This is a genomic window from Janibacter terrae (assembly GCF_039636765.1).
GTDB classification, from domain to species: Bacteria; Actinomycetota; Actinomycetes; order Actinomycetales; family Dermatophilaceae; genus Janibacter; species Janibacter terrae.
In genome coordinates this window covers 2085495-2109389 of the sequence record NZ_CP144167.1, presented here as the reverse complement: position 1 = coordinate 2109389, position 23895 = coordinate 2085495, and the positions used below count along the sequence as shown (strand labels likewise).

Sequence of the window (23895 nt, the reverse complement as noted above, 5' to 3'; positions counted from 1 at the left end):
ACCCCACCGGAGGGGCACGGGCCTTCGACCGCGGGGAGGTCAGGCCAGGGTGAGCACGAGGTGCTCGGTGTCCGGGCTGCGCGAGCTGCGCAGACCGGCCACCACCTCGTCGCCGCCCTTGTCGATCACGAGGTCCACCTTGCCGGGCAGCAGGACCGGCTTCTTGAACCACACGTGGCTCGTGCTGGGCCCGCTCGTGGCCGGACCGATCGCCGCCAGCACGCGGGCGTACGTCCACATGCCGTGGGCGATGGCCCGCGGGAAACCCATCACCCTGGCCGTGACGGCGCTCATGTGGATCGGGTTGATGTCACCCGAGGCGAGGCCGTAGGTGCGACCGAGGTCGCCCGGCAGGCTCCACCTCGCGACGGCCTGGCCCGTGGGGATCGCCGGCGGCTGCTCGCCGCGCTCGGCCTCGGCGTCCCCGCGACCGCGGGCGAGGTAGGTCGAGCGACCCTCCCACACCCGCTCACCGGCGACGTCCACCTCGGTGACGAGGTCGACGGCCCTGCCCCTGGGGTGGGCCCGTAGGTGGTCCGCGGACACGGTGATGTCGAGCGGCTCCTCGAAGTGGATCCCCCGGTGGACCGTGATGACGTTCTCCACGTGCACCAGACCCATGAGCGGCAGCGGGAACCCCTTCGCGGCCATGAGCCGCATCTGCAGCGGGAACCCGACGACGTGCGGGTAGGTGTGCGGCAGCACGTCGCTGTTGTTGAACCCGCATGTGCGCTGGTACTCGAGCAGGTCGCCGCGGTCGACGGCGTGGCCCTCGAGGCGCAGCACACGGTCCGGGAGCTCCGTTCCGGTGCGCCTGCCCGGGAGTGCGGCGCGGGCGTAGATCGGACCGAGCGCCGGGATGCTCGTGACGGTCGTGACGGCCATCAGGCGCCCAGCATCATCTGGCCGCAGACGCGGACCGTGTTGCCGGTGACGGCACGGTTGCTGTCCCAGGCGAACCACCCGATCGTCTCGGCGACGTCGATCGGCAGACCACCCTGCGAGAGGGAGTTGGTCAGGCGGCCGATCTCGCGCGTGGCGAGCGGGATCCTGGCGGTCATCTCGGTCTCGATGAAGCCGGGGGCGACGGCATTGACCGTGATCCCCTTGGCGAGGACCTGTCGGTCCTTGGCCAGGCTCGAGGTCATGCCGATGACGCCGGCCTTGCTCGCCCCGTAGTTGGCCTGGCCGCGGTTGCCCGCGATACCGGCGATCGAGGCGACGTTGACGATGTGGCCGCCCTCGTTGATGGCGGGCACGAGGACCTCGTTCATCCTGAGGATCGACAGCAGGTTGACGTTGAGCACCGAGCCCCACCGGTCCGCGTCGGTGTTGACGAGCAGCTTGTCGCGGGTGATGCCGGCGTTGTGGACGACGATGTCGAAGCCCCCGTGGAGCGAGGTCGCGTGGTCCACGATCTTGGCGCCGGCGTCCTCCGCGGTGACGTCGACCTGCAGGGCCGACCCGCCGAGCTTGTTGGCGACGTCGGCCAGGGGTCCACCGGCGGCCGGGATGTCGACGCACACGACGGTCGCGCCGTCGCGGGCGAGGACCTCGGCGATGGCCGCACCGATGCCGCGCGCGGCACCCGTGACGACCGCGACCTTGCCCTCGAGCGGGGCGTCCCAGCTCGCGGGCTCGACGACCTCGCCGACGGCCGTGCCGACGGTCACCACCTGCCCCGAGACGTAGGCCGAGCGGCCGGAGAGGAAGAAGCGGATGGTGGCCTCGGCGTCGGCGTCGGCGCCCTCCGCGATGTACACGAGGTTGGCCGTGCCACCCGCGCGCATCTCCTTGCCGACGGAGCGCACGATGCCCTCGAGGGCGCGGCGGGCCGCGGCCTCGGCGACGTCGTCGGTGTCCGCGACCGGACGGCCGAGGACGATGACCCGGCCCGTGGGGGCGAGTGTCTTCAGGGCCGGGGCGAGGATCCCGCGGAGGGTCTCCAGGTCGGCCGGGGTCCTCGCCTGCGTCATGTCGACGACGACACCGGCGACCGAGGTCGACGGGGAGGTCGCGATCTGCACGCCGTCGGCCGAGAGGACCTCGGTGAGCAGCCCGGCGACAGGGGCGTCACCGTGCCCGGCGAGGAGCACCGCACCGTTGATGAGCGGGGCGCCGGCCTTGTGGCGACGCAGGGTCGTCGGCCGCGGCAGGCCGAGGGTGTTGGCCATCTGCTTGCCCAGGCCGGAGCTGACGAACTTGCCGTACTCGAATCCCATGGGGGTCTCCTTGATCAGGTGCGTAGGAGGGCTCAGGCGCCCTCGAGGATGGCCACGACGCCCTGTCCCCCGGCGGCGCAGACGGAGATCAGGCCGCGGCTGCCCGGGCCCTTGGCGTGGAGCGTCTTGGCGAGGGAGGCCACGATGCGACCACCGGTGGCGGCGAAGGGGTGACCGGCCGCCAGCGAGGAGCCGTTGACGTTGAGCTTGTCGCGGTCGATCGGGCCGAGCGCGGAGTCGCGGCCCAGCTTCTCGCGGCACCACTCCTCGTCCTCCCAGGCCTTGAGCGTGGAGAGCACCGTGGCCGCGAAGGCCTCGTGGATCTCGTAGTAGTCGAAGTCCTGCAGGGTCAGGCCGTTGCGCTCGAGCATGCGCGGGATGGCGTAGGCGGGGGCCATGAGCAGGCCCTCGGCGCCGTGCACGTAGTCGACCGCGGCGGCCTGGCCGTCGACGAACCACGCGAGGGGCGTCAGGCCCTGCTCGGCGGCCCACTCCTCGGAGCCCAGGAGCACGACGGAGGCGCCGTCGGTGAGCGGCGTCGAGTTGCCGGCGGTCATCGTCGCGCCGTCGCCCTTGCCGAAGACCGGATTGAGCCTCGCCAACTTCTCCATGGAGGAGTCGGGACGCAGGTTCTGGTCCTTGGACAGGCCCATGAAGCTGGTGACGAGGTCGTCGTGGAAGCCCTCGTCGTAGGAGCGGGCGAGATTCTTGTGGCTGTTGACCGCGAGCTGGTCCTGCGCCTCGCGGGTGATGCCCCACTTCTTGGCGGTGATGGCCATGTGCTCCCCCATGGACAGGCCGGTGCGCGGCTCGACGTTGGCCGGCGTGGAGATGCCCAGATCGGTCGGGCGGACCCTGGCCAGGGCGAGGGCCCGGGCCTTGCCCCCCTTCGCGCGGTTGACCTTGAGCAGCTTCTTGCGCAGCGACTCGGTGACCATGATCGGCGCGTCGGAGGCGGTGTCGACGCCGCCGGCGGCGCCGGACTCGATCTGCCCGAGCTTGATCTTGTTGGACACGAGGATCGCGGCCTCGAGACCGGTGCCGCAGGCCTGCTGCAGGTCGTAGGCCGAGGTGGTCGGGGCCAGGGCGGAGCCGAGGACCGACTCGCGGGTGAGGTTGAAGTCGCGGGAGTGCTTGATGACCGCCCCGCCGACGACCTCGTCCAGGTGCTTGCCGCTGAGGTTGTACCGGGCGACGAGCCCGTCGAGGGCAGCGGTGAACATGTCCTGGTTGGAGGCCTCGGCGTACGGGCCGAACTGACGGGCGAAGGGGATGCGGTTGCCACCGAGGACGGCGGCGCGACGCGGCAGGTTGTTGGGCACGACAGGTCTCCTGGATCGTTGTCTGCACTTATGCGATACGGACGGTAGCAGGTACCGCGAGTACCTGCTACCGTCCACTCCTGTGAGGACCACCACCGACGGCCGCAGCGCCCGCTGGGAGATGCATCGCCAGCAGCGACGCAAGGAGCTCGTCGAGTCGGCGATGCGCACCATCCGCAGCCGGGGCGCCGGTGTCGGCATGGACGAGCTCGCCTCCGAGGCCGGGACCTCCAAGACCGTCTTCTACCGCCACTTCACCGACCGCCGCGGTCTCTACCTGGCGGTCGCCGAGCGCGTCGACGAGCTCATCATCCGTGACATCGGCAATGTCCTCGGCGAGAACACCAGGGGCACCGGGCTCGGGGCCCTCGACCTCGACCCGCGCTCGGTGATCCGGGCGGCGATCGATGCCTACCTCGCCCTCGTCGAGCGCGACCCCGAGCTCTACCGCTTCATCGTCTCGGCGCCGATCGTGGGCTCCTCGACGTCCGGCAACGCCGCCGAGGCGGTGGCGAGCGCGACCGGCAAGATGGCCGGCCAGATCAGCGGGCTGATCTCCTCCGCCCTCGTCGACCGCGGCAACGACCCGGCACCGGCGATCCTGTGGGGCCAGTCCCTCGTCGGGCTCGTGCGTGCCGGCGCCGATGCCTGGCTCGCCGGCCTCGCCGCCGACTTCAGCCGGGAGCAGGTGACCGAGCACCTCAGCGACCTCGCGTGGTCCGGCATCGCGATCGCCTGGAAGCGCCCCACCGACTGACCCCCGTGCGTAGTGTCTGCGCATGTCCCTTCCCATGGCCGCGTCCGAGCACGCGAGCGTCACCGCCCTTCGCGACCTCCTGAGGCTGCACACCGTCGCGGCGCCCCGCGGTGGCGAGACCGACGCGGCCCCCTTCCTCGAGCTGCACCGGCTGCTGCGCGAGCACTTCCCGCGCACCCACTCCGCCGGCGAGGTCCTCGACGTCCCGCCCCACGGGTTGCTGATCCGGGTGCCGCCCGACCCAGCCTCTCCCGCGGCGTCCGCCGACCCGGTCGTCCTCATGGCGCACATGGACGTCGTGCCCCTGGGCGACGAGTCGCGGTGGACGCACCCACCGCTCGCCGCCGAGGTCGTCGACGGCGTCATCTGGGGTCGCGGGACGCTCGACGACAAGGGGCAGCTCGTCGCGGTCATCGCGGCGGTGGAGTCGCTCCTGGCGGACGGCCTTCGTCCGGCGCGGGAGGTCTGGCTCTCCTTCGGCAGCGACGAGGAGGTCATGGGCTCCTGCGCGCAGCAGGCCGTGGAGATCCTGCGCTCGCGTGGCGTCACGCCGTGGTTCGTGCTGGACGAAGGGGGCGCCGTCGCCTCCGACGCCTTCCCCGGGGTCACCCGGCCGCTCGGGGTCGTGGGCGTCTCCGAGAAGGGGACCCTCTCCCTTCGCCTCACCGCCAGCGGCCGCGGAGGACATGCCTCACGCCCGGCGAAGGGGGGTCCCGCCGCCCGCATCGCAGGCGCCATCACCCGACTCGAGCGGCACCCCTTCCCGGCGCGCCTCTCCCCCGCCGCCCTCGAGATGCTGCGGCGCCTGGCCCCGCACCTGCCCCGGCCGGTGCGGCCGCTCGCCGAGCACGCCGACCGCTTCCCGAGCGCGCTGGCACGCCTCCTCGTGGCCGCCGGGCCGGAGGCAGCGGCGCTCGCGCGCACCACGGTGGCGGTGACGATGCTGTCGGGCTCGCCGGCGGTCAACGTCAGCCCGACCTCCGTGCGCGCCTGGCTCAACCTGCGCATCGCCGTCGGTGAGACGGCGGCGGCTGCGACCGCCCGGGTGCGACGCATCGTCGGGTCCGACATCGAGGTCGACGTCGAGGGTGCCCACGACCCCAGCCCCGTCTCCCCCGTCGACGACCCGGCCTTCGCCCTCCTCGAGCGCACCGTGACCACCGTCTTCCCGGAGGCCGTGCCCGTGCCGTACGTCATGTACGCGGCGACCGACTCACGACACTTCACGACGATCTGCCCGCGGGTCTACCGCTTCGCCCCCTTCCGGATGGACGCCGACCAGCGTGAGGCGATCCACGGCTACGACGAGCGGCTGGGCGTGGCGGACTTCCTCGACGGGATCCGTTGGTACCGCACGCTCCTCGAGGGTCTGGGCGACGTGGCGGCGGGCCGGTGAGCCCCACCATCTGGCGCCTCGTCGGCTTCCTCGCCGCCGTCGAGATCGCGTCGGGCATCCTGCAGGGCTACTACACGCCGATCTACAGCGACATCGCCGACCACCTGCGGATCGCCGACGGCGACGTCAACTGGTTCGAGGCGGTGCAGCTCATCGTCTCGGCACTCGCGGTGCCCGTGCTCTCCCGGCTCGGCGACCTCCACGGCCACCGACGGGTGCTCATCATCGCCACGCTCGTCACCGCCGCGGGCGGGTGGCTCGTCGCCCTCGCGCCCGGCTTCTGGACCTTCCTCGTCGGCTGGGGGCTGCAGGGCGCCTACACGGTCTGGCTGCCGATGGAGATCGCGATCCTCCACGAGCGATCGCGCGACTCCCCCGACCGCCCGGCCCTGGTCCGCCGGGGCGCCGCCCTGCTCGTCCTGGCGCTCGAGGTCGGCGTCATCGTCGGCGCGCTGAGCGCCGGTGCGCTGCAACCGGTCTGGGGCATGACGGCAATCCTGTCCATCCCCGCGGCGGCGACGACCATTGCCCTCGTCGCCATCGTCCTCGGGGTGCGCGACGAGTCCGCCCCGGCCACGGGCCGGCTCGACCTCGCCGGGACCGGGTTGCTCAGCGTGGGCCTGCTGCTCGTCCTGGGCGGCCTGGTCGTCGTGCGGCTGCAGGGGCTGGCCAGCCTCCTCGCCTGGGCACTCGTCGTCGCAGGACTCGCGGTCATGGTGCTCTTCGTCCGGGTCGAGCGCGCGAGCGACTCGCCGCTGGTCGACGTCCGCTCGCTCGCCGCGCCCGGCATGTGGCCGGTCCAGCTGGCCGCGGCCCTCTTCGGCATGAGCGTGCTCGGCGCCCAGATCCCGCTGTCGACCTTCGCCCGCACCGACCCGGCCGAGGTCGGCTACGGCCTCGGGGTCGACGCCGGCGCGATCGCCAACCTCATCGGCCTCTACGTCGTCGCCATGGCGATCGGCGCGCTGCTCTCGCCGCTGGCGGCCCGCCGGCTGGGCGTGCGGTGGATGCTCGTCACCGCCGCGGTGCTCGTCGCGATCGGCTACGGGACCTTCATCCCACTCCACGACGCGCTCGTCCACGCGATGCTGGCGATGGGCCTCGCCGGCCTGGGGTCCGGGGCGCTCGTCGCCTCGCTGCCCGCTGCGGCGGCCCAGGCCGCACAGCACGGGGGTACCGCCGAGGCCGCGGGACTGACCAACGCGACCAAGACGGTCGGCGGTTGCCTGGCCTCGGCCCTCTTCGCGGTCGCCCTCGCGTCGACCGGCAGCATCTCCGACCCCACCACCGGCCACGCGCCCATGGCCGGCTACCTCGTCGTCTGGGGGATCTGCTCGGTGTCCGCGCTGCTGGCCGCGGTCGCCCTCTCCCGCCTGCCGGCGACGTCCCCTTCGCCCCTCCCCACCCCCCAGAGGGTCACGTGATGCAGCAAGACCGTGGTGGTGGTGCATGAGATGACCCTCCGCCAAGGTGCGCCACGCCACTGCCCGGGCCCGGTGGGTCTGGAAGAGTGCCGAGCATGAGCGCCGAGCAGCCCCTGGACCCCGTCGCCGACCAGATCCGTACCGTCCTCGACGGTCGGTGGGCGGGGGTCCGGCAGCAGCTCCGAGCGGACCCCGACTTCCCCGTCGCGGTGCCGGCCCTCGAGCTCGGGCTGGAGGAGCACCGTCGGCGCACGCTCGAGATGTGCACCCGGTTGGGCGGCAGCGACCTCGTCCGTGCGGGACTGCCCGAGTCCGTGGGCGGGGCCGGCGACGTCGGCGCCTCCGTCACGGGGCTGGAGATGATCGGCCACGGCGACCTGTCGGTCTTCGTCAAGGCCGGCGTGCAGTTCGGCCTCTTCGGGGGCGCGATCGCCGCGCTCGGCACCGAGCGGCACCACCAGCGGTACCTGCCCGGCGCCGCCGACCTGTCCCTGCCCGGCTGCTTCGCGATGACCGAGACCGGGCACGGGTCGGACGTCCAGTCGATCCTCACCACGGCGACGTACGACCCGGCCACCGACGAGCTGGTGGTCCACTCCCCTTCGCCCGCGGCCCGCAAGGACTACATCGGCGGGGCCGCCCGCGACGCCCGGCTCGCCGCGGTCTTCGCCCAGCTCGTCGTCGGCGGGGAGGGACAGGGGGTGCACTGCGTCCTCGTCCCGATCCGGGACGAGGACGGGCAGCCGATGCCGGGTGTCACCATCAGCGACTGCGGCGCCAAGATGGGCCTGCGCGGCGTCGACAACGGCCGGCTGATGTTCGACCGGGTCCGCGTCCCCCGCGACAACCTGCTCGACACGTACGGCGCGATCGACGACGAGGGGACGTACAGCTCGCCGATCGAGAGCGTCAACCGCCGCTTCTTCACGATGCTGGGCACCCTCGTGCGCGGCCGGGTCACGGTCGGTGGCGGTGCCGGCGCTGCGACGCGCAGCGCCCTCACCCTCGCCGTCCGGTACGGCCTCGAGCGCACGCAGTTCCACCACCCCGGCAGCGAGCGCGAGGTCGCGATCCTCGACTACCGCGGTCACCAGCGCAAGCTCCTCCCCCGCCTGGCGCGCTCCTACGCCCTGGCCCTCGCGCAGAACGCGCTCGTGGAGAAGCTGGCGGCCATCGCCTCCGGCGAGATCGACTCCGAGCAGGAGCAGCGGGAGCTGGAGTCGCGGGCGGCGGGCCTGAAGGCGATGACCACCGAGCACGCCACCGACACGATCCAGGCCTGCCGCGAGGCGTGCGGCGGCGCGGGGTACATGAGCCTCAACCGGTTCGCCGACCTCAAGGCCGACACGGATGTCTTCACGACCTTCGAGGGCGACAACACCGTCCTGCTGCAGTTGCTCGCCAAGGGCATGCTCACGAGCTACAGGACGGAGTTCACCGATCTCGACACCCGCGGGGCGATCCTCTTCGGTGCGCGGCAGGCGACGACCTCCGTCATCGAGCACACCATCGGCGGCTCGCTCATCCAGCGCCTGCTCTCGGGCGCGCCGGGCAGGGACGGGGACGACGCGCTCGACGACCGCGGAGGTCAGCTCGCGCTCTTCGAGGACCGGGAACGGCACCTGACCGAGACCCTCGCGATGCGTCTGCGCCGGGCCGGTGACGAGGGGGCCGACCAGTTCGCGGTCTTCAACGACGCACAGGACCACCTGCTCGAGACCGCCCGGGCCCACGTCGACCGGATCGCGCTCGAGGCCTTCGTCACCGCGATCGACACCGCCCCGGAGGGTCCGGCCCGTGAGCTGCTCGCGACCGTCTGCGACCTCTACGTCTTCAGCACCGTCGAGGCACACCGCGCCTGGTACATCGAGCACGGTCGCCTCAGCTCGAGGCAGGCGAAGGGGGTCATCGCCCGGACCAACCAGCTGCTCGGCGAGGTCCGCCCCCACGCCGGCACGCTCGTCGACGCCTTCGCCATCCCGCGGGCCTGGCTGACCACCGAGATGATGGACGACCTGGCCGAGTTCTGAGGCCGGGGCGGGGTCGGGGCGAAGGCCGTCAGCGCTGGCGCGCGACCCGCCCTTCGTCCCAGACGGGGCCATCCGTCTCGCGCACGCGGCCGTCGGCCCCGTAGACGAGGAAGCGGTCGAAGCCCCGGGCGAACCAGCGGTCGTGCGTGACGGCGAGGACGGTCCCCTCGAAGGCATCGAGCCCCTCCTCCAGCGCCTCGGCGGACTCGACGTCGAGGTTGTCCGTCGGCTCGTCGAGGAGCAGGAGGGTGGCGCCCGACAGCTCCAGCAGCAGGATCTGGAACCGCGCCTGCTGCCCTCCCGACAGCGACTCGAAGGCCTGCTCACCTGCGTGCGCGAGCTCGTACCGGTCGAGGACGCGACTGGCCGCCTCACGCCCCAGGCCGGAGCGGTGGTCGTCGCCGCGGTGGAGGATCTCGAGGAGCGTGCGGCCGACGAGCTCGGGGTGCTCGTGCGTCTGGACGAACCAGCCCGGCCGCACGCGGGCACCGAGACGCGCCCGCCCGCTGTGCTCGACCGGCGCGATGACGGCCTCGCCGACGGGGAGGTTCTCCGGCTCGGGGTCGCTCCCACCGGCGGCGAGCAGCCGCAGGAAGTGCGACTTGCCGGAGCCGTTGGACCCGAGGACCGCGACCCGCTCGCCATACCAGACCTCGAGGTCGAAGGGCTGCATGAGGCCGGTCAGCTCGAGCCGCTCGCAGACGACCGCGCGCTTGCCGGTGCGTCCGCCGTGCAGGCGCATGGTGACCTTCTGCTCGCGCGGCTGCTCGCTCGGTGGCCCCTCGGCGACGAAGCGCGCCAGGCGGGTCTGGGCGGACTGGTACCGCGTGGCCATGTCGGAGTTGTACTTCGACTTCTGCTTGTACATGAGCACGAGCGCCTTGAGCTTGGCGTGCTCCTCGTCCCAGCGCTTGCGCAGCTCCTCGAAGCGCGCGAACCTCTCCTGCCGCGCCGCGTGGTAGCTGCCGAAGCCGCCGGGGTGCGTCCACACCCGGTTGCCGGCACTGCCGAGCTCGACGGTGACGACGCGCGTGGCGGTGTTGGCGAGCAGCTCGCGGTCGTGGCTGATGTAGAGGATCGTCTTGGCGCTCTCGCGGATCTGCTCCTCCATCCAGATCTTGCCGGGCACGTCGAGGTAGTTGTCCGGCTCGTCGAGGAGCAGGACCTCGTCGGGGCCGCGCAGCAGGTACTCGAGGACGAGCCGCTTCTGCTCGCCGCCGGAGAGCGTGCTGAGCTCCCGGTACCGGCACCGCTCGAAGGGGACGCCCAGCGCCGCGGTCGCGCACACGTCCCAGACGACCTCTTGGTCGTAGCCTCCGGCGTCCGCGTAGTCGGACAGCGCCGTGGCGTAGCGCATCTGGGTGCGCTCGTCCTCCGTCTCCATGAGGGCCAGCTCGAGCCGGTCGACCTCGGCCGCAGCGTCGCGCACGGCGGGTGGCGACACCGACAGGAGCAGGTCGGCGACCGTGGGTCGGTCCCCGAGGGCGGCGCCCACGTGCTGGCGCATGACGCCCAGCCCACCCGTGCGCGACACCGAGCCGGAGTGCGGCGTCAGCTCACCGGTGACGATCCGCATGAGCGTCGTCTTGCCGGCGCCGTTGGCACCGACCAGCGCGACCTTGGCACCTTCCCCCACGCGGAAGGAGACCTCGTCGAGCAGCACGCGCCCGTCCGAGAGCTCGTACCGGACCCCGGCCACGTCGACATGTCCCACGAGGGGAGATCCTCTCCGATCGCGCAGCAGGGCACCAGCGAGTTCTCCACGGGCCCAGCCTCGGACGCGGCTCAGCGCACCCCGAGGACGCGGTGCTCCTTGATCGACATGACGAGCGCGACGATCCAGCCGACGACGGTCCAGCCGAGCAGCAGGTTGATCCAGAACACCGACCAGGCGTTGCGGTTGCCCCGCACGGCGGCGATCGCCCAGGGCAGCATGTAGCCGGCGGACAGGATCGCGACGAGGATCGCGAGGGGCGCGCTGACCACTCGCGTCTTCTGGTCGGTGATGATCGTGGGCATGTGACCAGCCTACGGGCGCCAGCGCCCCGCTCAGACGGAGATGTCCCCCCGGACGAGGGTGGTGGCCCCGCCGACCCACACCCGGCCGTCGTCGTCGGCCTCGATCGAGATGACCCCGTCGCGCTGCACGCAGGAGCCCTGGGTCGCGGTGTACCGGCGCGGTGCGACGCCGGCCCCGATCAGCCACTGGGCGATCCCGGCGTTGAGGCTGCCGGTCACCGGGTCCTCGACGACGCCCAGCCCGGGGACGAAGGCCCGGACCTCGTAGAGGTGGGGACCGCCCTTCGGGTGCATGCCGACGACACCGATCTCGAGGTCGCCCGCGTGCGTGAGGTCCGGCTCGACCGCGCGCACCTGCTGCGCGGAGCCGAGGCGGACGGCGCACCACCTCGGCCCGTTGTCGACCCACTGGTGGTCGAGGATCTGCTCGGCGCCGATGCCGAGTGCCTCCGCGACGCGCTCGACGTCGGCGTCGTCCAGGGGCCCGGTCCGGCGCAGCGGTGGTGCGGCGAAGGCGAGCCCGGCGGCCCCCCTTCGGACCATGACGATCCCCAGCCCGCACTCCTGCCGCACGACGTCCGCGTCCCGGGGGCTCCCCCCGTGCTCGAGCCAAGCGTGCGCCGTCCCGAGGGTCGGGTGCCCGGCGAAGGGGAGCTCGCCCTGCGGGGTCCAGATGCGCACCAGGTAGTCGGCCTCGTCGGACGTCGGCGGCAGGACGAAGGAGGTCTCGGAGAGGTTGGTCCAGCGCGCCACGGCCTGCATCTGCTCGTCCGTGAGCCCCGACGCGTCGAGGACGACGGCCAGCGGGTTGCCGCGGTAGGGAGTGGCCGCGAAGACGTCGACCTGGGCGAAGGGGATGTGGGTCGGCACAGGACCATCATCGCGCGGCAGGATGGGTGCATGGCCGGTCAGGACCCGATCCACCTCGACCACAACGCGACGACCCCCGTGGCGCCCGAGGTCGCCGCGGCGATGTGGCCCTACCTCACGGAGCACTTCGGCAACCCGTCGAGCGCCTCGCCGTCAGGTCGGCGCGCGGCGGCCGCTGTCGCCGCGGCCCGGGAGCAGGTCGCGGCGGTGATCGGTGCCCACGCCGACGAGATCGTCTTCACCTCGGGAGGCACCGAGTCCAACAACCTCGCGATCCGCGGGGCCGCCGCGGTGGCGTCGACGCACCGGGCGCTCACCTCCGGCGTGGAGCACCCGGCGACCGTCGCACCGTTGGCGCACCTGCAGGAGCAGGGGTGGCGCGTCCAGGAGCTGCCCGTGGACGACGCGTGCCGCGTGCGGCTCGACGAGTTCCCTGTCACGCCGCTCGGCCTCGGGACGCTGATCCTCGCGCACAACGAGACGGGGGCGGTCCAGCCCGTGGCGGACTTCGCGCAGCGGGTCCACGACGCCGGGGGGCGGGTCCACGCGGACGCGGCGCAGGCGGTCGGCAAGGTCCCCGTCTCCGTCGACGAGCTCGACGTGGACCTGCTCTCCGTCGCCGGCCACAAGCTCTACGGGCCGAAGGGGGTCGGTGCCCTCTACGTCCGCCGCGGCACGACGATCACGCCGGTCCTGCGCGGCGCCGGTCAGGAGGGTGGTCTGCGGCCCGGGACGGAGAACGTCGCGGGCATCGTCGGTCTCGGTGTCGCCGCCGAGCTCGCCGCCCGCCTCCTCGAGGACGAAGGGGGTCGACAGTCCCGTCTGCGAGATGCCCTGTGGCACAGGCTCGCTCGCGACGTCCCCGGCATCGTGCGGGTCTCCCCTGCCACCGGCTGCCTGCCCAACACGCTCATGGTCGCGGTGCCCGGTCACCTCGGCGCCGAGGTGCTGGGGTCAGTCACGGCCGTCGCGGCGTCCACGGGCAGCGCCTGCCACTCGGGGGTGCACTCCCCGCCGGCGGCGCTGCTCGCGATGGGGATCGACCACGACACCGCGCTCGGGGCGCTGCGCCTGACGCTCGGCCGGTCGACGACCGAGGCGGACGTCGCCACCGCGGCCGACGCGATCGGCGCGGCCCTCAGCTGACGGGCGCCAGCCGCCAGAGGGAGGTGACCTCGGCCCGCCGGGCGGCGTGCAGCGCGTCGCGGGCGTCGGAGGCCCGGCCGTGGCGCGGCGCGGTGTCGAGCCGGTCGACGACCGCCAACCCGGCGCCGGCGAACCACCCGAGCAGCTCCTCGCGCGTGCGCAGGCCGAGGTGCTCGGCGAGGTCGGAGATGACCAGCCAGCCCTCGCCGCCGGGCTCCAGGTGCTCCACGAGGCCGCTGATGAAGCCGCGGAGCATCGCCGAGTCCCGGTCGTAGACACCGGCCTCGAGGTCGGAGGTGGGCTCGCCGGGCAGCCACGGCGGGTTGCACACGACGAGCTCCGCGCGACCCGGCGGGTAGAGGTCGGCCTCGACCACCTCGACGCGGTCGGCGAGGTCGAACTGCTCCATCGTCGAGCGGGCGGAGGCCACTGCCCGCGGGTTGAGGTCGGTCGCGACCACCCGGCCGACACCGCGACGCGCGAGGAGGACCGCGAGCACACCGGTCCCGGTCCCGAGGTCGAAGGCCGTCGCCGGCACCCGGTCGAGCGGCGCCTCGGCCACGAGGTCGACGTACTCGCCGCGCACGGGTGAGAAGACCCCGTAGCCCGGGTGGACGCTCTCGCCGAGCGCCGGGACGGGCACCCCCTTCGTCTGCCACTGGTGGGCGCCGATCACGCCGAGCAGCTCCTGCAGGGCGATGACCTTGCGGTGCGGCGCGCCGTACGCCGCGGTCGCGGCCTCACGGACGTCCGGGGCACGACGCAGGCGCAGCGAGTGGTCGTCCTCGAGCTCGACGACGAGCCGGCCGAGGACCTCCGCGCGTCGGGCCCGGGCGGCGCGGTGCGTCGCGAAGTCGCTGCCGTCGTCGCCACGTCGGGCGGCGTCCTTGTCGAGTCGGCGGTCCAGCGCCTTGAGCAGCTGGCGGGCGTTGTGGTGGTCACCGCGCCACAGCAGCGCGGTGCCTGCCCTGGCCATCCGGTACGCCCGGTCGGCGGTGAGCGTGTCGTCGACGACCACGACGCGCGAAGGGGGCGCCGCCGAGCTCTCGGAGTGCCACCGGGCCGAGCGCTGCTCGCCGTCCTCGGTCCAGTGGATGTCGCTCATGCCGGTGACTGTATGGCACCTGCTCGCGCTCCCCGCGTGGCATGGCGCAGGCGGCAGCGGGTACGGGGCGACCATGAGCGACTTCGAGAAGTGTCCCGTGTGCGGTAGCGGCCTCGAGACCGAGCCGGTGAGGAGCGGGTCCGACCCGGGCGAGGCCAACGACCGCAGCTCGCGGCAGGTCTGCCCCAACGGTTGTCACGAGAGCCTGGCCTGGATCGACGCCCGTGAGGCCCGTGACGCCGGGATGGAGTGAGCAGACAGCGACACGAGGAAGCCCCCGACCGCGAAGCGGAGCGGGGGCTTGCTGGTGGACGTAAAGGGACTCGAACCCCTGACCTTTCGCGTGTGAAGCGAACGCTCTAACCAACTGAGCTATACGTCCATGGTGCTCCCCGAACCAGCGTCCCGGCCGGGCAACCTGAGCAGAGTACCCGGACCGCTCCCGAAGGTGCCAATCGGCTCCCTTCGCGGGGCGGTCGGCGTCAGCCCAGGCCGGGGACCTGCACGAGGTACTGCTCCACGGCGTCGGGCGTCCAGCCGGGGACGCCGGTCACGAGCAGCGCGAGGTAGAAGCAGAACCAGCCGAAGGCCGCCGAGAGCAGCAGCATCGGGATCTTGGCCTTCCACGGCAGCGCCCGCACGTACTGGTCGAAGGCCTTGACCTCGGCCTTGACGAACTGCGTGACCCGGCGGGCCCACAAGAACTCGGTGCTCCAGAGGTAGAGGCCGACGAAGATCACCGCCCAGCCCGGCCCGACGAGCGGGACCATCGGGATGCCGGCGATGATCAGCGCGAGGCCGACCACGGCGACGACGACGCGGTAGAGCGGGCCGGAGACGGGGTGCGTGCGGATCGCCCGGCGCCAGCGGACCGGGTCCTCGTGCGGGTCGATCCGCCCGTCCTCGCCGAAGCGGTCGAGCAGCTCCTGGCGCACGATCGCGTGGTGCTCCCGGCGAATGTCCCTGTACGGCCGCCGATGGCCGCCTTCGTCCTTGCCCTCGCCGACGTGCTCGTCGGTGGTGTCCACGTCCCCCATGGTGGCCTCCGTCGTGCTCACGGGTTGAGGTCTGCCGCAGCGGCCTCGGCGAAGGCCTTGCGGACGAGCGCCGTGACCGGACCGGGCGCCTCGAGCGAGCGGCCGTCGACGTCGTGGACCGGGTGGACGTCACGCGTGGTGCCGGTGAGGAAGACCTCGTCGGCGGTCTCGAGGACGGTGAGCGGCATGGCCTCCTCGACGACCTCGATGCCCGCCGCCCGCGCCCACTCGATCGTCAGCTCACGGGTGATCCCGGCGAGCGGTCCGCTGCTCAGCGGCGGAGTGCGCACGACACCGTCGACGACGACGAAGATGTTGCTGCCGGTCGCCTCGCAGAGCTCGTCACGGGTGTTGCCGAAGATCGCCTCGGACGCCCCCTTCGCCTTGGCGTGGGCCAGCGCGATGACGTTGTCCGCGTACGAGGTCGTCTTGAGACCGGCGGTGGCGGCGCGCTCGTTGCGCGTCCACGGCACCGTCGCGATCGCGACGCTCGGGGCGAAGGGGGGGACCTCCGCCGCGGTGACGATGTAGGTCAGCCCGCTGTCGCCTCGGTCGGAGCCGAGCGGGCCGAGCCCGGCGGTCACGGTGTAGCGCAGCCGGCCGAAGCCGATCGTCTCGCCGGCCCCGAGGACGGCGCGCACGCCCTCCTCGATGACGTCGCGGTCGGCGGCAGGGAGGCCGAGGCCACCGAGCGTGCGGTCCAGGCGCGCGTAGTGCCGGTCGGCGGCGAAGACCTCCCCGTCGACGATCTTGCAGGTCTCGAAGGCACCGTCCCCCACGGTGATGCCGTGGTCGAGGGCGGCGAGCGCCGGCTCCTGCGTCCCCACGAGTGATCCGTTGACCCAGACCCTGACCTCGCTGCTCATGTCCCCACTCTTCCAGATGCCAGTCCCACGAGGTTGCGGGCCTTGAGCTCGCACTCGGACCACTCCCCCTGCGGGCTCGACGACCACGTGATGCCCGCCCCGGTCCCGAAGCGCAGCCGGCGCACCCCGTCCGGGTCCACCACAGCGCTGAACGTGCGGATCCCCACCGCGAGTTCCCCGCGCGGACCGTCCGGGTGGTCGGCGTCAACCCAGCCGATCGCGCCGCAGTACGGACCCCTCGGCACCGGTTCGAGGTCGCGGATCGTGGTCAGCGCGCTCGACTTGGGTGCACCGCTCACCGAGCCGGGCGGGAAGCTTGCCCGGAGCACCTCCGCCCACGTCGTCCCCGGCCGCAGGGTCCCGGCGACATCGCTCACGAGGTGGACGAGCCCCGGGTGCTCCTCCGGCGCGCAGATCCGCTCGACGACGACGCTGCCCGGCGCGCAGACGTGCTGCAGGTCGTTGCGCACGAGGTCGACGATCATGACGTTCTCCGCGACGTCCTTGGGCAGCATCTGCCCGAGCGTGGGCGCGGTCCCCTTGATGGGGGTCGAGAGCAACCGGTCGCCGGTGCGGGTCAGGTAGCGCTCGGGCGAGGCGGTCACCACGTCGACCCCCGCGGAGGGGACGTGCAGCACCCCGGCGAAGGGGGCGGGGTTGCCCCGCGCGAGCACGGCCGCCAGGTCGGGCAGGTGCGCCTCGTCCGGCAGGGCCGCCTCGAGGACCGTCGTGAGGTTGACCTGGTAGACGGTGCCCGCCGCGATGCGGGCGCGGACCTCCTCGACCCCGGCGACGTACCCGTCGCGGTCGAGGGAGGACGTCCAGCCGGTCACCGCGGGCCAGCGCGCTGCGACACCGGGCGGTCCTCCCCCTTCGTCCCTGCGGGCGAAGCGGACCGCGGTGAGCTCGCCCTCGAAGGTGAGCACGACCGCCCAGCACCCGGACTCCAGGTCGGCCGGGTCGTGGCTGACCTGCACCGGGTCGGACCACGTCGTCGACCCGAAGCGCGCGAACTCCACCCGCCGAGGATAGGCGTCACCGGGCGTCCAGCCGGGCGATGTCCAGCGTGCGCGCGGTGCGCCGGTACGAGGACTCGACGAGCTCGGCGACCTCCAGCCAGTCGGTACCCTCGTCGAGGTCGACGCCGACCCAGCCACTCGGACCGAGGTAGGCCGGTCGGTAGCAGCGCGGCTCCTCGAGCAGCGCCCGGGCCTCCTCCTCGTCCGGCAGGACGACCAGGGAGTGCTCGTGCTGCGACCACGCCCCGTCCACCTTCACGGAGCCTGCGAAGTACGCGAAGACCTTCTTTGTGAAGAACGCGGGATGGCCGTGGCTGATCTTCTCGTCCGCCCCCGGCAGGTCGAGAGCGATCTCCCGGACCTGCAGGAGCAGCGGGTCCCTCGGGTCGAACATCAGGGGGTGCGCCACGCTCCCAGCGTACGCGCGGTCGAGCCGACGACGGCAGGAACGGCAAGCCAGCGGCAACTTCGACGCAGATGCTGGTGTGTGGCGAGCTGCCCGTCTAACTTCGTTGATGTTGCAACGCTCCGGGGGGATCTGGGGCCGTCCCTCGCACCCGGGGGCGGCCCCTTCTCCGCGCCCGGGACCACCCGGGGTCGGTTGACACCGAGCGGGAACCCGGTGTCTTTGGCAAGGTGGGACCCATGACGCGTGCACCGGCCGGCGGCCCGATGCTGCGCGCGCTGCGACGTCAGCGGGGCCGCACCCAGGACGACCTGGGACACGACTCCGGCGTGAGCACACGCACGATCCGCGGCCTCGAGCGCGGCGAGATCCACCGGCCCCAGATCGCGACCCTGCAGCAGCTCGCAGTCGCGCTGCACCTCGGACCGCAGGAGCAGGCGGAGTTCCTGCACGCCTGGGCCACGCCCCAGCCGACCGGCTTCGACCAGCTGCTCGTCGACCCCTCCGAGCCCGAGCTCGAGCAGATCGATGCGCTCACGAGGCCGGCCCTGGGGTCGTACCGGGTCATCAGCCAGATGTGGCGGACCCGGGTCTCCGCTGGTCGCCGCCTCGTCCACACCGCCTGCCACTGCGGCATCGCCGCCGTCGCGGACGGTCTGGAGCGCGTCTTCAACGTGCAGAACGGTGACGCGACCACCGACGCCGCAGACCTGCGGTTCACGCCGCTGCTGGGCTGCGACCTCATCAGCCGCCGGATCTTCCCCGAGAGCAATGTCGCGGTCTTCGAGGTCGGGCTCACCACGCGGCTGGCGAAGGGGGCGACCCACGCCTACGCGTACGACATCAGCGACGAGGGCCCCGCGGGTGAGGGCGACGCCGACGGCTTCGTCTGGGGACCGCTGCACACCGCGCGGTCCCTCGTCGTGTCGGTCGAGTTCGAGGTGCCGCCCGCGCAGGTGATCCGCGTGGAGCGCGCCCCGGGCCAGGACTTCCGGTTCCTCGGCGGGGTCGCCCTGGACGAGCACCACCGGGCGTCGCTCGTGCTCGAGGACGCCGGCCCGGGGGCCTTCGGGTTCACCTGGCGGTGGTGACGGCCGCGCAGGTGCGGCACGGGGCCGGGGAGACCATGGCTCCCCGGCCCCGTGCTGCGGTGGTCGACTACTTCAGCATGCTGTGACGCTGCACGAGGGGGAGGCGCTCCCACATCCTGCCCAGCCCCCACGTCCTGCCTGCCCCCATGAGGGCCAGCGCGACGAGCGCCAGCGCGTAGACCAGGTGGTCGTCCATGAAGGGGTTGTTCGCCGGAGGCAGTGCCGCGCTCCACATCAGCACGAGCATGAGCGCGCCCGCTGCGGCGGCGATGCGCATCCCCACACCCAGCATCAGCGACAGACCGATCGCTGCCAGGCCGATCATGAAGAGCCAGTCGGCCCATGCGGCCCCGGCGAAGCTCTGGTAGAAGCCGGCCAGCGGGCCGTCGGTACCGAACTTCAGGAAGCCGAGGGTGGGCGAGCCGCCGTTGATCCACGCGTCGGGACCGAACCGGTCGACCACGCCTGTCTCGGGGTTGCGGCCGGTGGCGAAGCCCAGCGCGAACAGCTTGTCGAGGAAGGCCCACAGGAACACCCAGCCGAGGCTGAGGCGCAGCGTGGCCATCACGTAGGGCACGGCGCGCTCCGCGGTGAGCGTCGCGGACGTCGTCCCGACCCGGGGCTGCGCGGGCGCAGCGCTCCAGAAGTGCTTGGCATGGGTGCTCATGACCTGATCTCCCTCTCGCTGGCAGTACGCCCGTCTGTCGGACACTTCTGATCCTGCTCGGGGAGCGCCCTCTGGGGCAGGGACCAATGTCCCCCTTCGACAGGTCGGGACCAAGGTCCCGGGGGTCACTCCCTGCCCCGTCGGAGCGGGTCCACGCCCTAGGATCGGCCAATGAGCGGCTCCGGGGACGACGAGCACGCGACCGGGACGAGCGGCGCGGGCAGCACCTCCAAGGGCGCGGTCGACCTGCTGGAGACCGTCGCCGTCATCAGCTCCGACCTCGAGCTGTCCGAGGTGCTCGCCCACATCGTCCGCTCGGCGTGCGCGCTGGTGGGTGCTCGTTACGGAGCCCTCGGCGTGCTCGGGCAGGACGGCGACTCCCTCGCCGAGTTCGTCACCCATGGCATCACCACCGAGCAACGGTCCGACATCGGTGCTCTGCCGCACGGGCACGGCATCCTCGGTCTGCTCATCCGGGAACCGCGACCGCAGCGGCTGAGGGACCTGTCGGAGCACCCCAGGTCCCACGGCTTCCCACCACATCATCCACCGATGCACAGCTTCCTCGGTGCGCCGGTGCGCATCCGCGACGAGGTCTTCGGCAACCTGTACCTGACGGAGAAGGAGGGGGCCGCGGAGTTCTCGCAGGACGACGAGGCCCTGCTCACGGCGCTCGCGGCAGCCGCGGGCGTGGCCATCGACAATGCTCGGTTGTACGCCTCGAGCAAGAACCTGCGGGCGTGGTCCGAGGCCCAGGCCGCGTTGACCCAGGCCTTCCTCGCCGGCCCCGGGGAGCAGACCGCACTGGAGCAGATGGCCGTCCTCGCCCGCGAACGCACCGGCGCTGACGTGTCGTTCGTGCTGCTGTACGAGGAGGAGCACTTCCTGGTGGTGCGGGCGACGAACCGGCGTGCACCCGCCCCCTCTGACGAGACACCTCTCGCGGTGGGCAGCAGAGTGGACGCCGACGGGTGGGACGGGATCAGTGGCCCGGTGCACCGGAGCAGACGTGCGGGGCCGGGGGCGGACGCTGCGGCCCGGCGCGTGGCCGAGCTGATGGGTGCCGAGGCGGGCAGCTTCGCCGCCCTGCCGTTGGGCCCGCAGCATGACCGACTCGGCTTCCTGGTGGTCGTGTGGACGCGGGACGACGACCCCTCCGAGGCCGACGTCATCCAGCCCTTCGCCGATTTCGGGCAGCACGCCGGCGTGGCCCTGCTCGCCGCCCGCTCGCAGCGCGACCAGGCCTTGGTCGCGCTCCTCGAGGACCGCGACCGGATCGCCCGGGACATGCACGACCACGTCATCCAGCGACTCTTCGCCACCGGGCTCTCGCTCCAGTCCGCGGCGCGCCTGGCGGTGCACCCCACCGTGCGCGAGCGGCTCGACGACGCGGTCGACGACCTCGACGGCGCCATCAAGGACATCCGGCACACGATCTACGCGCTCCACCGTCTGCCGGTCGGGACGATCCGTGACGCGATCGGCGAGCTGATCGACGATGCGGCGCAGAGCCTCGGCTTCGAGCCCGCCCTGGTCATCGAAGGGAGGCTGACAGGCCTGACCGACGGGCTGTCGGCCGATCTCGTCGCCGTAATCCGTGAGGCGCTCGCCAACGTCGCCAAGCACGCCCGTGCCCAGGAGGTCCGGGTGCACGTGCAGTGCGAGGACGAGGTCCGGGTCGTGGTGACCGACGACGGCATCGGCATGGACCCCGCCAGCGCGCGCAGCGGCCTGGTCAACCTCGGGACGCGGGCCGCAGCCCGGGGCGGCAGCTTCGAGCTGGGCCCGCGGGTCCCGACCGGCACCGCCTTGTCGTGGACGGTCCCGGCGGACCGCGACGACTGAGGACCTTGGGCCCGGGCGGTCGGGGGTCCGACGGGGCGATACTTCTCGAGAGAGCGAAGGAGTCGATGGTGGCCACGACGGTGTTTCTCCTGGACGACCACGAGGTCGTGCGACGCGGGCTGCGCGAGCTGCTCGAGACGACGTCCGACATCAGCGTCATCGGCGAGTCCGCGTCCGCGTCGGAGGCCACCCGTCGCATCCCCGCCCTGCGGCCCGACGTCGCGATCTTCGACGCCCGCCTGCCGGACGGCTCGGGCATCGACGCCTGCCGGGAGGTGCGGTCGGTGGACCCGGGCATCAAGGGCCTCATCCTCACGTCGTACGACGACGGCCAGGCGCTGGCGGCCGCCGTGCTCGCCGGGGCCTCGGGGTACCTGCTGAAGGACATCAAGGGCAACGGGTTGATCGATGCGATCCGTCGGGTCGCCGCGGGCGAGAACCTGCTGGACGACGAGCGCGCCGATGAGCTGCGCAGGAAGTGGTCGCCACCGACCCCTCCTGACGCGCTGCTCAGCCGCTTGACCCCCCAGGAGCAGCTGATCCTCGAGCACGTCGCCGAGGGCCTCACCAACCGCCAGATCGGCGAGGTCATGTTCCTGGCGGAGAAGACCGTCAAGAACTACGTCACCTCGATCCTGTCCAAGCTCGGGTTCCAGCGTCGCACCCAGGCGGCCATCTACGCGGTGGAGAACCGTGCCTCGGGCGGTCCCCGCTGATCGGGACCTTCGGCCCTGTCGACGGTCGCCGAGGGGGGCCATGGTTGCAGCAGGCCGGCACCGGTGTCGCCCAGTCAGGGGACGAGGCAGCACCGGTACCGGCGCTTCTCCCGCGGGGAGACGGGGAGACCGAGGGGCTGTCTGACGCCAGACAGCCCCTCACACCTGTGCGGAGCTCTCCGCACCGCCGTCACGGGACCATCGACCCATCCCGTGGGGACCGCGGCGCGGAAGACTGAACGGATGGGCACGCGACAGGCTCCAGCCGCAGGGACGGACCGACCGAACCCGTGGTTCCGAGCGAGGCCCGCGACCGTGGCCGGTACCAGTGCGGCGATGTACTCCGCGGTGTTCGCGACCAGCCTGTGGTTGGGCGACGCCAGTGACGCGGTGCTGATGCTCCTGATCTTCCCGATCAGCATGCTCGCCCTCACCTTCGGGGCGCGGGTCGGCTCGCTCGCCGGCCTCGTCGCAGCAGGACTCGTCGTCGCGTGGACGTGGATCGTCGGCGTGGACCCGTCGCTGGTCGGGTGGGTGTCCCGGGTGGGGACGATGCTCTTCCTCGGGGTGCTCATCGGGGACGCCGCCGACCGGCTCGTCCACGCCGAGGAGGAGCGACAGGCGCTGGAGATCTCGCAGCTGCGCCACCGGCAGGCGGCGGAGGTCACCGACTCCCTGATCCAAGGCATGGCCGCCGCCAAGTGGTCCCTGGAGTCCGGTCACCTCGACGCGGCTGCGACGACGCTCGAGGAGACCATCGCCAGCGGTCAGCACATGGTCTCGGCCGCGCTGCGAGCACCGGCACCGACCACGCCCTCTCCTGTTGACCGTGCCGCGAGCTGAGGATCAAGGGCAAGGATCCCGCAGGCCGTCGAGAGGTGCCGGGGCCGTTGACCGGCAGGATGACGACCTTTCCAGGCACTCCTCGGGCGACAGGATCGTGAGGCCCCTACGGCCCCGTCCTGCCTCCTGGGCGGCCATCGCCCACCCTCAGACCTCGAGGTGCGTTCGCAACCGTCGGCAGACGCCCGAGAGGATCCGCGAGACCTGCATCTGGCTGATGCCGAACCGTTCGCCGATCTGACGCTGGGTCAGGTCTGCCCCGAAGCGCAGGCTGACGATCTTGCGCTCCCGCTCGTCGAGCTCCTCCTCCATCGCCGAGCGAAGGGAGATGAGCGTCGCCGACCGTTCGAAGACGTCCTCCCCGTCGTCCGCCAAGGCATCACCCAATGAGGCTCCGGCGTCGTCGTGCACCGGCTGGTCGAGCGACGTCGACCGGTAGCGCTCCCCTGCCGCGCGGGCAGAGCGGACCTCGTGCGCGGAGACGCCGCCCGCGGCCGCGATCTCCTCGATCGTCGGTTCGCGCTGGAGGTCCTGCTGGAGCTGCGTCGTCGTCTCGCGCACCCGATGGTGCAGCTCCTGCACGCCCCGCGGCGGGCGCACGGCCCAGCCGTGGTCCCGGAAGTGGCGCTTGAGCTCGCCCGTGATCGTCGGTGCGGCGAAGGCGGTGAAGCCGAACCCGCGCTCGGGGTCGTAGCGCCGGACGGCGAGGACGAGGCCGAGCATGGCCACCTGCACCAGGTCGTCCATCTCGATGCCGCGGCCGGCGAAGCGGGTGGCGAGCCCGATGGCCAGGCCCTGGTTGTCGACCACGACCCGCTCCCGCAGCCGCGCGGCCTCGGCGGGATCGGCCTCGCGGCGGGCGGCGGCCAAGGTCTCCGCGGCGTGAGCCTCACGGTCCTGATGGGCGGTCGAACGTTCGTCGGAGGTGGTTTCGGACATGAAGCGGCCTCTTTCGATCAAGAAGGCGCCAGCCACGGTCACGAGCCGGTGTCGTCCATCCCAGAGAACCACAGAGGTGCAGCGGCCGCAACGCAGGCGACCGAAGTCGTGCGTTGATCCCCGCATACCCCGGCACTGCGCGGGTAGCCCCCGGCGAGCCTCAAGACGAAGGGAC

At 72.3% G+C, this 23895-nt stretch carries 23 protein-coding genes and 1 tRNA gene; 10 read left to right on the top strand and 14 right to left on the bottom strand.

Features of this window, described 5'->3' with window-relative positions; translation table 11 throughout:
• Positions 1 to 39: 39 nt before the first annotated feature.
• The 3 genes from V3C34_RS10240 to V3C34_RS10230 are packed head-to-tail and all read right to left on the bottom strand — an operon-like array spanning position 40 to position 3544.
• A complete protein-coding gene (locus V3C34_RS10240) occupies positions 40 to 885 on the bottom strand; it encodes a MaoC/PaaZ C-terminal domain-containing protein (protein WP_346007001.1) in 846 nt (281 codons plus the stop codon).
• Positions 885 to 2222, bottom strand: coding sequence for a 3-oxoacyl-ACP reductase (locus V3C34_RS10235; RefSeq protein ID WP_346007000.1), 1338 nt, complete (start codon positions 2220 to 2222; stop codon positions 885 to 887). Before V3C34_RS10235 ends, V3C34_RS10240 begins: the two co-directional genes overlap by 1 nt.
• 32 nt (positions 2223 to 2254) lie before the next feature.
• Complete coding sequence (locus tag V3C34_RS10230) at positions 2255 to 3544, bottom strand: acetyl-CoA C-acetyltransferase (protein WP_428832165.1); 1290 nt, start codon at positions 3542 to 3544, stop codon at positions 2255 to 2257.
• Positions 3545 to 3626: 82 nt separating this feature from the next.
• On the opposite strand from V3C34_RS10230, the gene V3C34_RS10225 reads away from it, so the two are divergent.
• From V3C34_RS10225 to V3C34_RS10210, 4 genes are all read left to right on the top strand, one after another.
• Positions 3627 to 4301, top strand: coding sequence for a TetR/AcrR family transcriptional regulator (locus V3C34_RS10225; protein WP_346006996.1), 675 nt, complete (start codon positions 3627 to 3629; stop codon positions 4299 to 4301).
• Between the two features lie 22 nt (positions 4302 to 4323).
• Entirely contained in the window at positions 4324 to 5697 is a 1374-nt protein-coding gene (locus tag V3C34_RS10220) for a M20/M25/M40 family metallo-hydrolase (RefSeq protein ID WP_346006995.1), read from the top strand.
• Positions 5694 to 7121 carry an MFS transporter gene (locus V3C34_RS10215; RefSeq protein ID WP_338538163.1) on the top strand — a complete coding sequence of 476 codons (1428 nt, stop codon included), beginning with the start codon at positions 5694 to 5696 and terminating at the stop codon, positions 7119 to 7121. Before V3C34_RS10220 ends, V3C34_RS10215 begins: the two co-directional genes overlap by 4 nt.
• Before the next feature lie 95 nt (positions 7122 to 7216).
• Positions 7217 to 9151: an acyl-CoA dehydrogenase gene (locus V3C34_RS10210; protein WP_346006993.1), complete on the top strand. Its 1935-nt coding sequence runs from the start codon at positions 7217 to 7219 to the stop codon at positions 9149 to 9151.
• Between the two features lie 28 nt (positions 9152 to 9179).
• Here V3C34_RS10210 and V3C34_RS10205 read toward each other — a convergent pair whose 3' ends face one another.
• From V3C34_RS10205 to V3C34_RS10195, 3 genes are all read right to left on the bottom strand, one after another.
• Complete coding sequence (locus tag V3C34_RS10205) at positions 9180 to 10865, bottom strand: ABC-F family ATP-binding cassette domain-containing protein (protein WP_346006991.1); 1686 nt, start codon at positions 10863 to 10865, stop codon at positions 9180 to 9182.
• Between the two features lie 71 nt (positions 10866 to 10936).
• The gene (locus V3C34_RS10200; RefSeq protein ID WP_345912859.1) at positions 10937 to 11170 is read right to left on the bottom strand and encodes a superinfection immunity protein; all 234 of its coding nucleotides are present in this window, start codon (positions 11168 to 11170) and stop codon (positions 10937 to 10939) included.
• 30 nt (positions 11171 to 11200) lie between these two features.
• Positions 11201 to 12040, bottom strand: a complete 840-nt coding sequence (locus V3C34_RS10195) for a PhzF family phenazine biosynthesis protein (RefSeq protein WP_346006989.1) — start codon at positions 12038 to 12040, stop codon at positions 11201 to 11203.
• Between the two features lie 30 nt (positions 12041 to 12070).
• Between V3C34_RS10195 and V3C34_RS10190 the strand changes: the two genes are divergently transcribed.
• On the top strand, positions 12071 to 13186 hold the full coding sequence (locus V3C34_RS10190; RefSeq protein ID WP_346006987.1) for a cysteine desulfurase family protein: 1116 nt from the start codon (positions 12071 to 12073) through the stop codon (positions 13184 to 13186).
• On the opposite strand, the gene V3C34_RS10185 is transcribed toward V3C34_RS10190, so the two are convergent.
• Positions 13179 to 14291: a class I SAM-dependent methyltransferase gene (locus V3C34_RS10185; RefSeq protein ID WP_346006985.1), complete on the bottom strand. Its 1113-nt coding sequence runs from the start codon at positions 14289 to 14291 to the stop codon at positions 13179 to 13181. The genes V3C34_RS10190 and V3C34_RS10185 overlap by 8 nt on opposite strands.
• Positions 14292 to 14364: 73 nt before the next feature.
• Here V3C34_RS10185 and V3C34_RS10180 point away from each other — a divergent pair, with 73 nt between their 5' ends.
• Entirely contained in the window at positions 14365 to 14544 is a 180-nt protein-coding gene (locus V3C34_RS10180; RefSeq protein ID WP_346006984.1) for a hypothetical protein, read from the top strand.
• A gap of 52 nt (positions 14545 to 14596) precedes the next feature.
• On the opposite strand, the gene V3C34_RS10175 is transcribed toward V3C34_RS10180, so the two are convergent.
• The 5 genes from V3C34_RS10175 to V3C34_RS10155 form a co-directional block, all read right to left on the bottom strand.
• Positions 14597 to 14673: transfer RNA gene (locus V3C34_RS10175), tRNA-Val, on the bottom strand.
• 100 nt (positions 14674 to 14773) lie between these two features.
• A complete protein-coding gene (locus V3C34_RS10170) occupies positions 14774 to 15319 on the bottom strand; it encodes a PGPGW domain-containing protein (protein WP_338538183.1) in 546 nt (181 codons plus the stop codon).
• A 26-nt stretch (positions 15320 to 15345) separates the two neighbouring features.
• Entirely contained in the window at positions 15346 to 16194 is an 849-nt protein-coding gene (locus V3C34_RS10165) for an aminotransferase class IV (RefSeq protein WP_068421740.1), read from the bottom strand.
• The gene (locus V3C34_RS10160; protein WP_345912855.1) at positions 16191 to 17213 is read right to left on the bottom strand and encodes a chorismate-binding protein; all 1023 of its coding nucleotides are present in this window, start codon (positions 17211 to 17213) and stop codon (positions 16191 to 16193) included. Before V3C34_RS10160 ends, V3C34_RS10165 begins: the two co-directional genes overlap by 4 nt.
• 16 nt (positions 17214 to 17229) lie before the next feature.
• Positions 17230 to 17622, bottom strand: a complete 393-nt coding sequence (locus tag V3C34_RS10155; RefSeq protein WP_346006982.1) for an MmcQ/YjbR family DNA-binding protein — start codon at positions 17620 to 17622, stop codon at positions 17230 to 17232.
• A gap of 236 nt (positions 17623 to 17858) precedes the next feature.
• Here V3C34_RS10155 and V3C34_RS10150 point away from each other — a divergent pair, with 236 nt between their 5' ends.
• Positions 17859 to 18710: a helix-turn-helix transcriptional regulator gene (locus V3C34_RS10150; RefSeq protein ID WP_346006980.1), complete on the top strand. Its 852-nt coding sequence runs from the start codon at positions 17859 to 17861 to the stop codon at positions 18708 to 18710.
• A 67-nt stretch (positions 18711 to 18777) separates the two neighbouring features.
• On the opposite strand, the gene V3C34_RS10145 is transcribed toward V3C34_RS10150, so the two are convergent.
• Positions 18778 to 19377, bottom strand: a complete 600-nt coding sequence (locus tag V3C34_RS10145) for a hypothetical protein (RefSeq protein ID WP_346006978.1) — start codon at positions 19375 to 19377, stop codon at positions 18778 to 18780.
• 171 nt (positions 19378 to 19548) lie between these two features.
• Between V3C34_RS10145 and V3C34_RS10140 the strand changes: the two genes are divergently transcribed.
• The 3 genes from V3C34_RS10140 (at position 19549) to V3C34_RS10130 (ending at position 22781) form a co-directional block, all read left to right on the top strand.
• Positions 19549 to 21222, top strand: coding sequence for a GAF domain-containing sensor histidine kinase (locus V3C34_RS10140; protein WP_346006976.1), 1674 nt, complete (start codon positions 19549 to 19551; stop codon positions 21220 to 21222).
• 68 nt (positions 21223 to 21290) lie between these two features.
• Entirely contained in the window at positions 21291 to 21938 is a 648-nt protein-coding gene (locus tag V3C34_RS10135; RefSeq protein WP_422388937.1) for a response regulator, read from the top strand.
• 336 nt (positions 21939 to 22274) lie between these two features.
• Positions 22275 to 22781 carry a hypothetical protein gene (locus V3C34_RS10130; RefSeq protein WP_346006974.1) on the top strand — a complete coding sequence of 169 codons (507 nt, stop codon included), beginning with the start codon at positions 22275 to 22277 and terminating at the stop codon, positions 22779 to 22781.
• A 147-nt stretch (positions 22782 to 22928) separates the two neighbouring features.
• On the opposite strand, the gene V3C34_RS10125 is transcribed toward V3C34_RS10130, so the two are convergent.
• Positions 22929 to 23720 carry a SigB/SigF/SigG family RNA polymerase sigma factor gene (locus V3C34_RS10125; protein ID WP_346006972.1) on the bottom strand — a complete coding sequence of 264 codons (792 nt, stop codon included), beginning with the start codon at positions 23718 to 23720 and terminating at the stop codon, positions 22929 to 22931.
• Positions 23721 to 23895 lie beyond the last annotated feature (175 nt).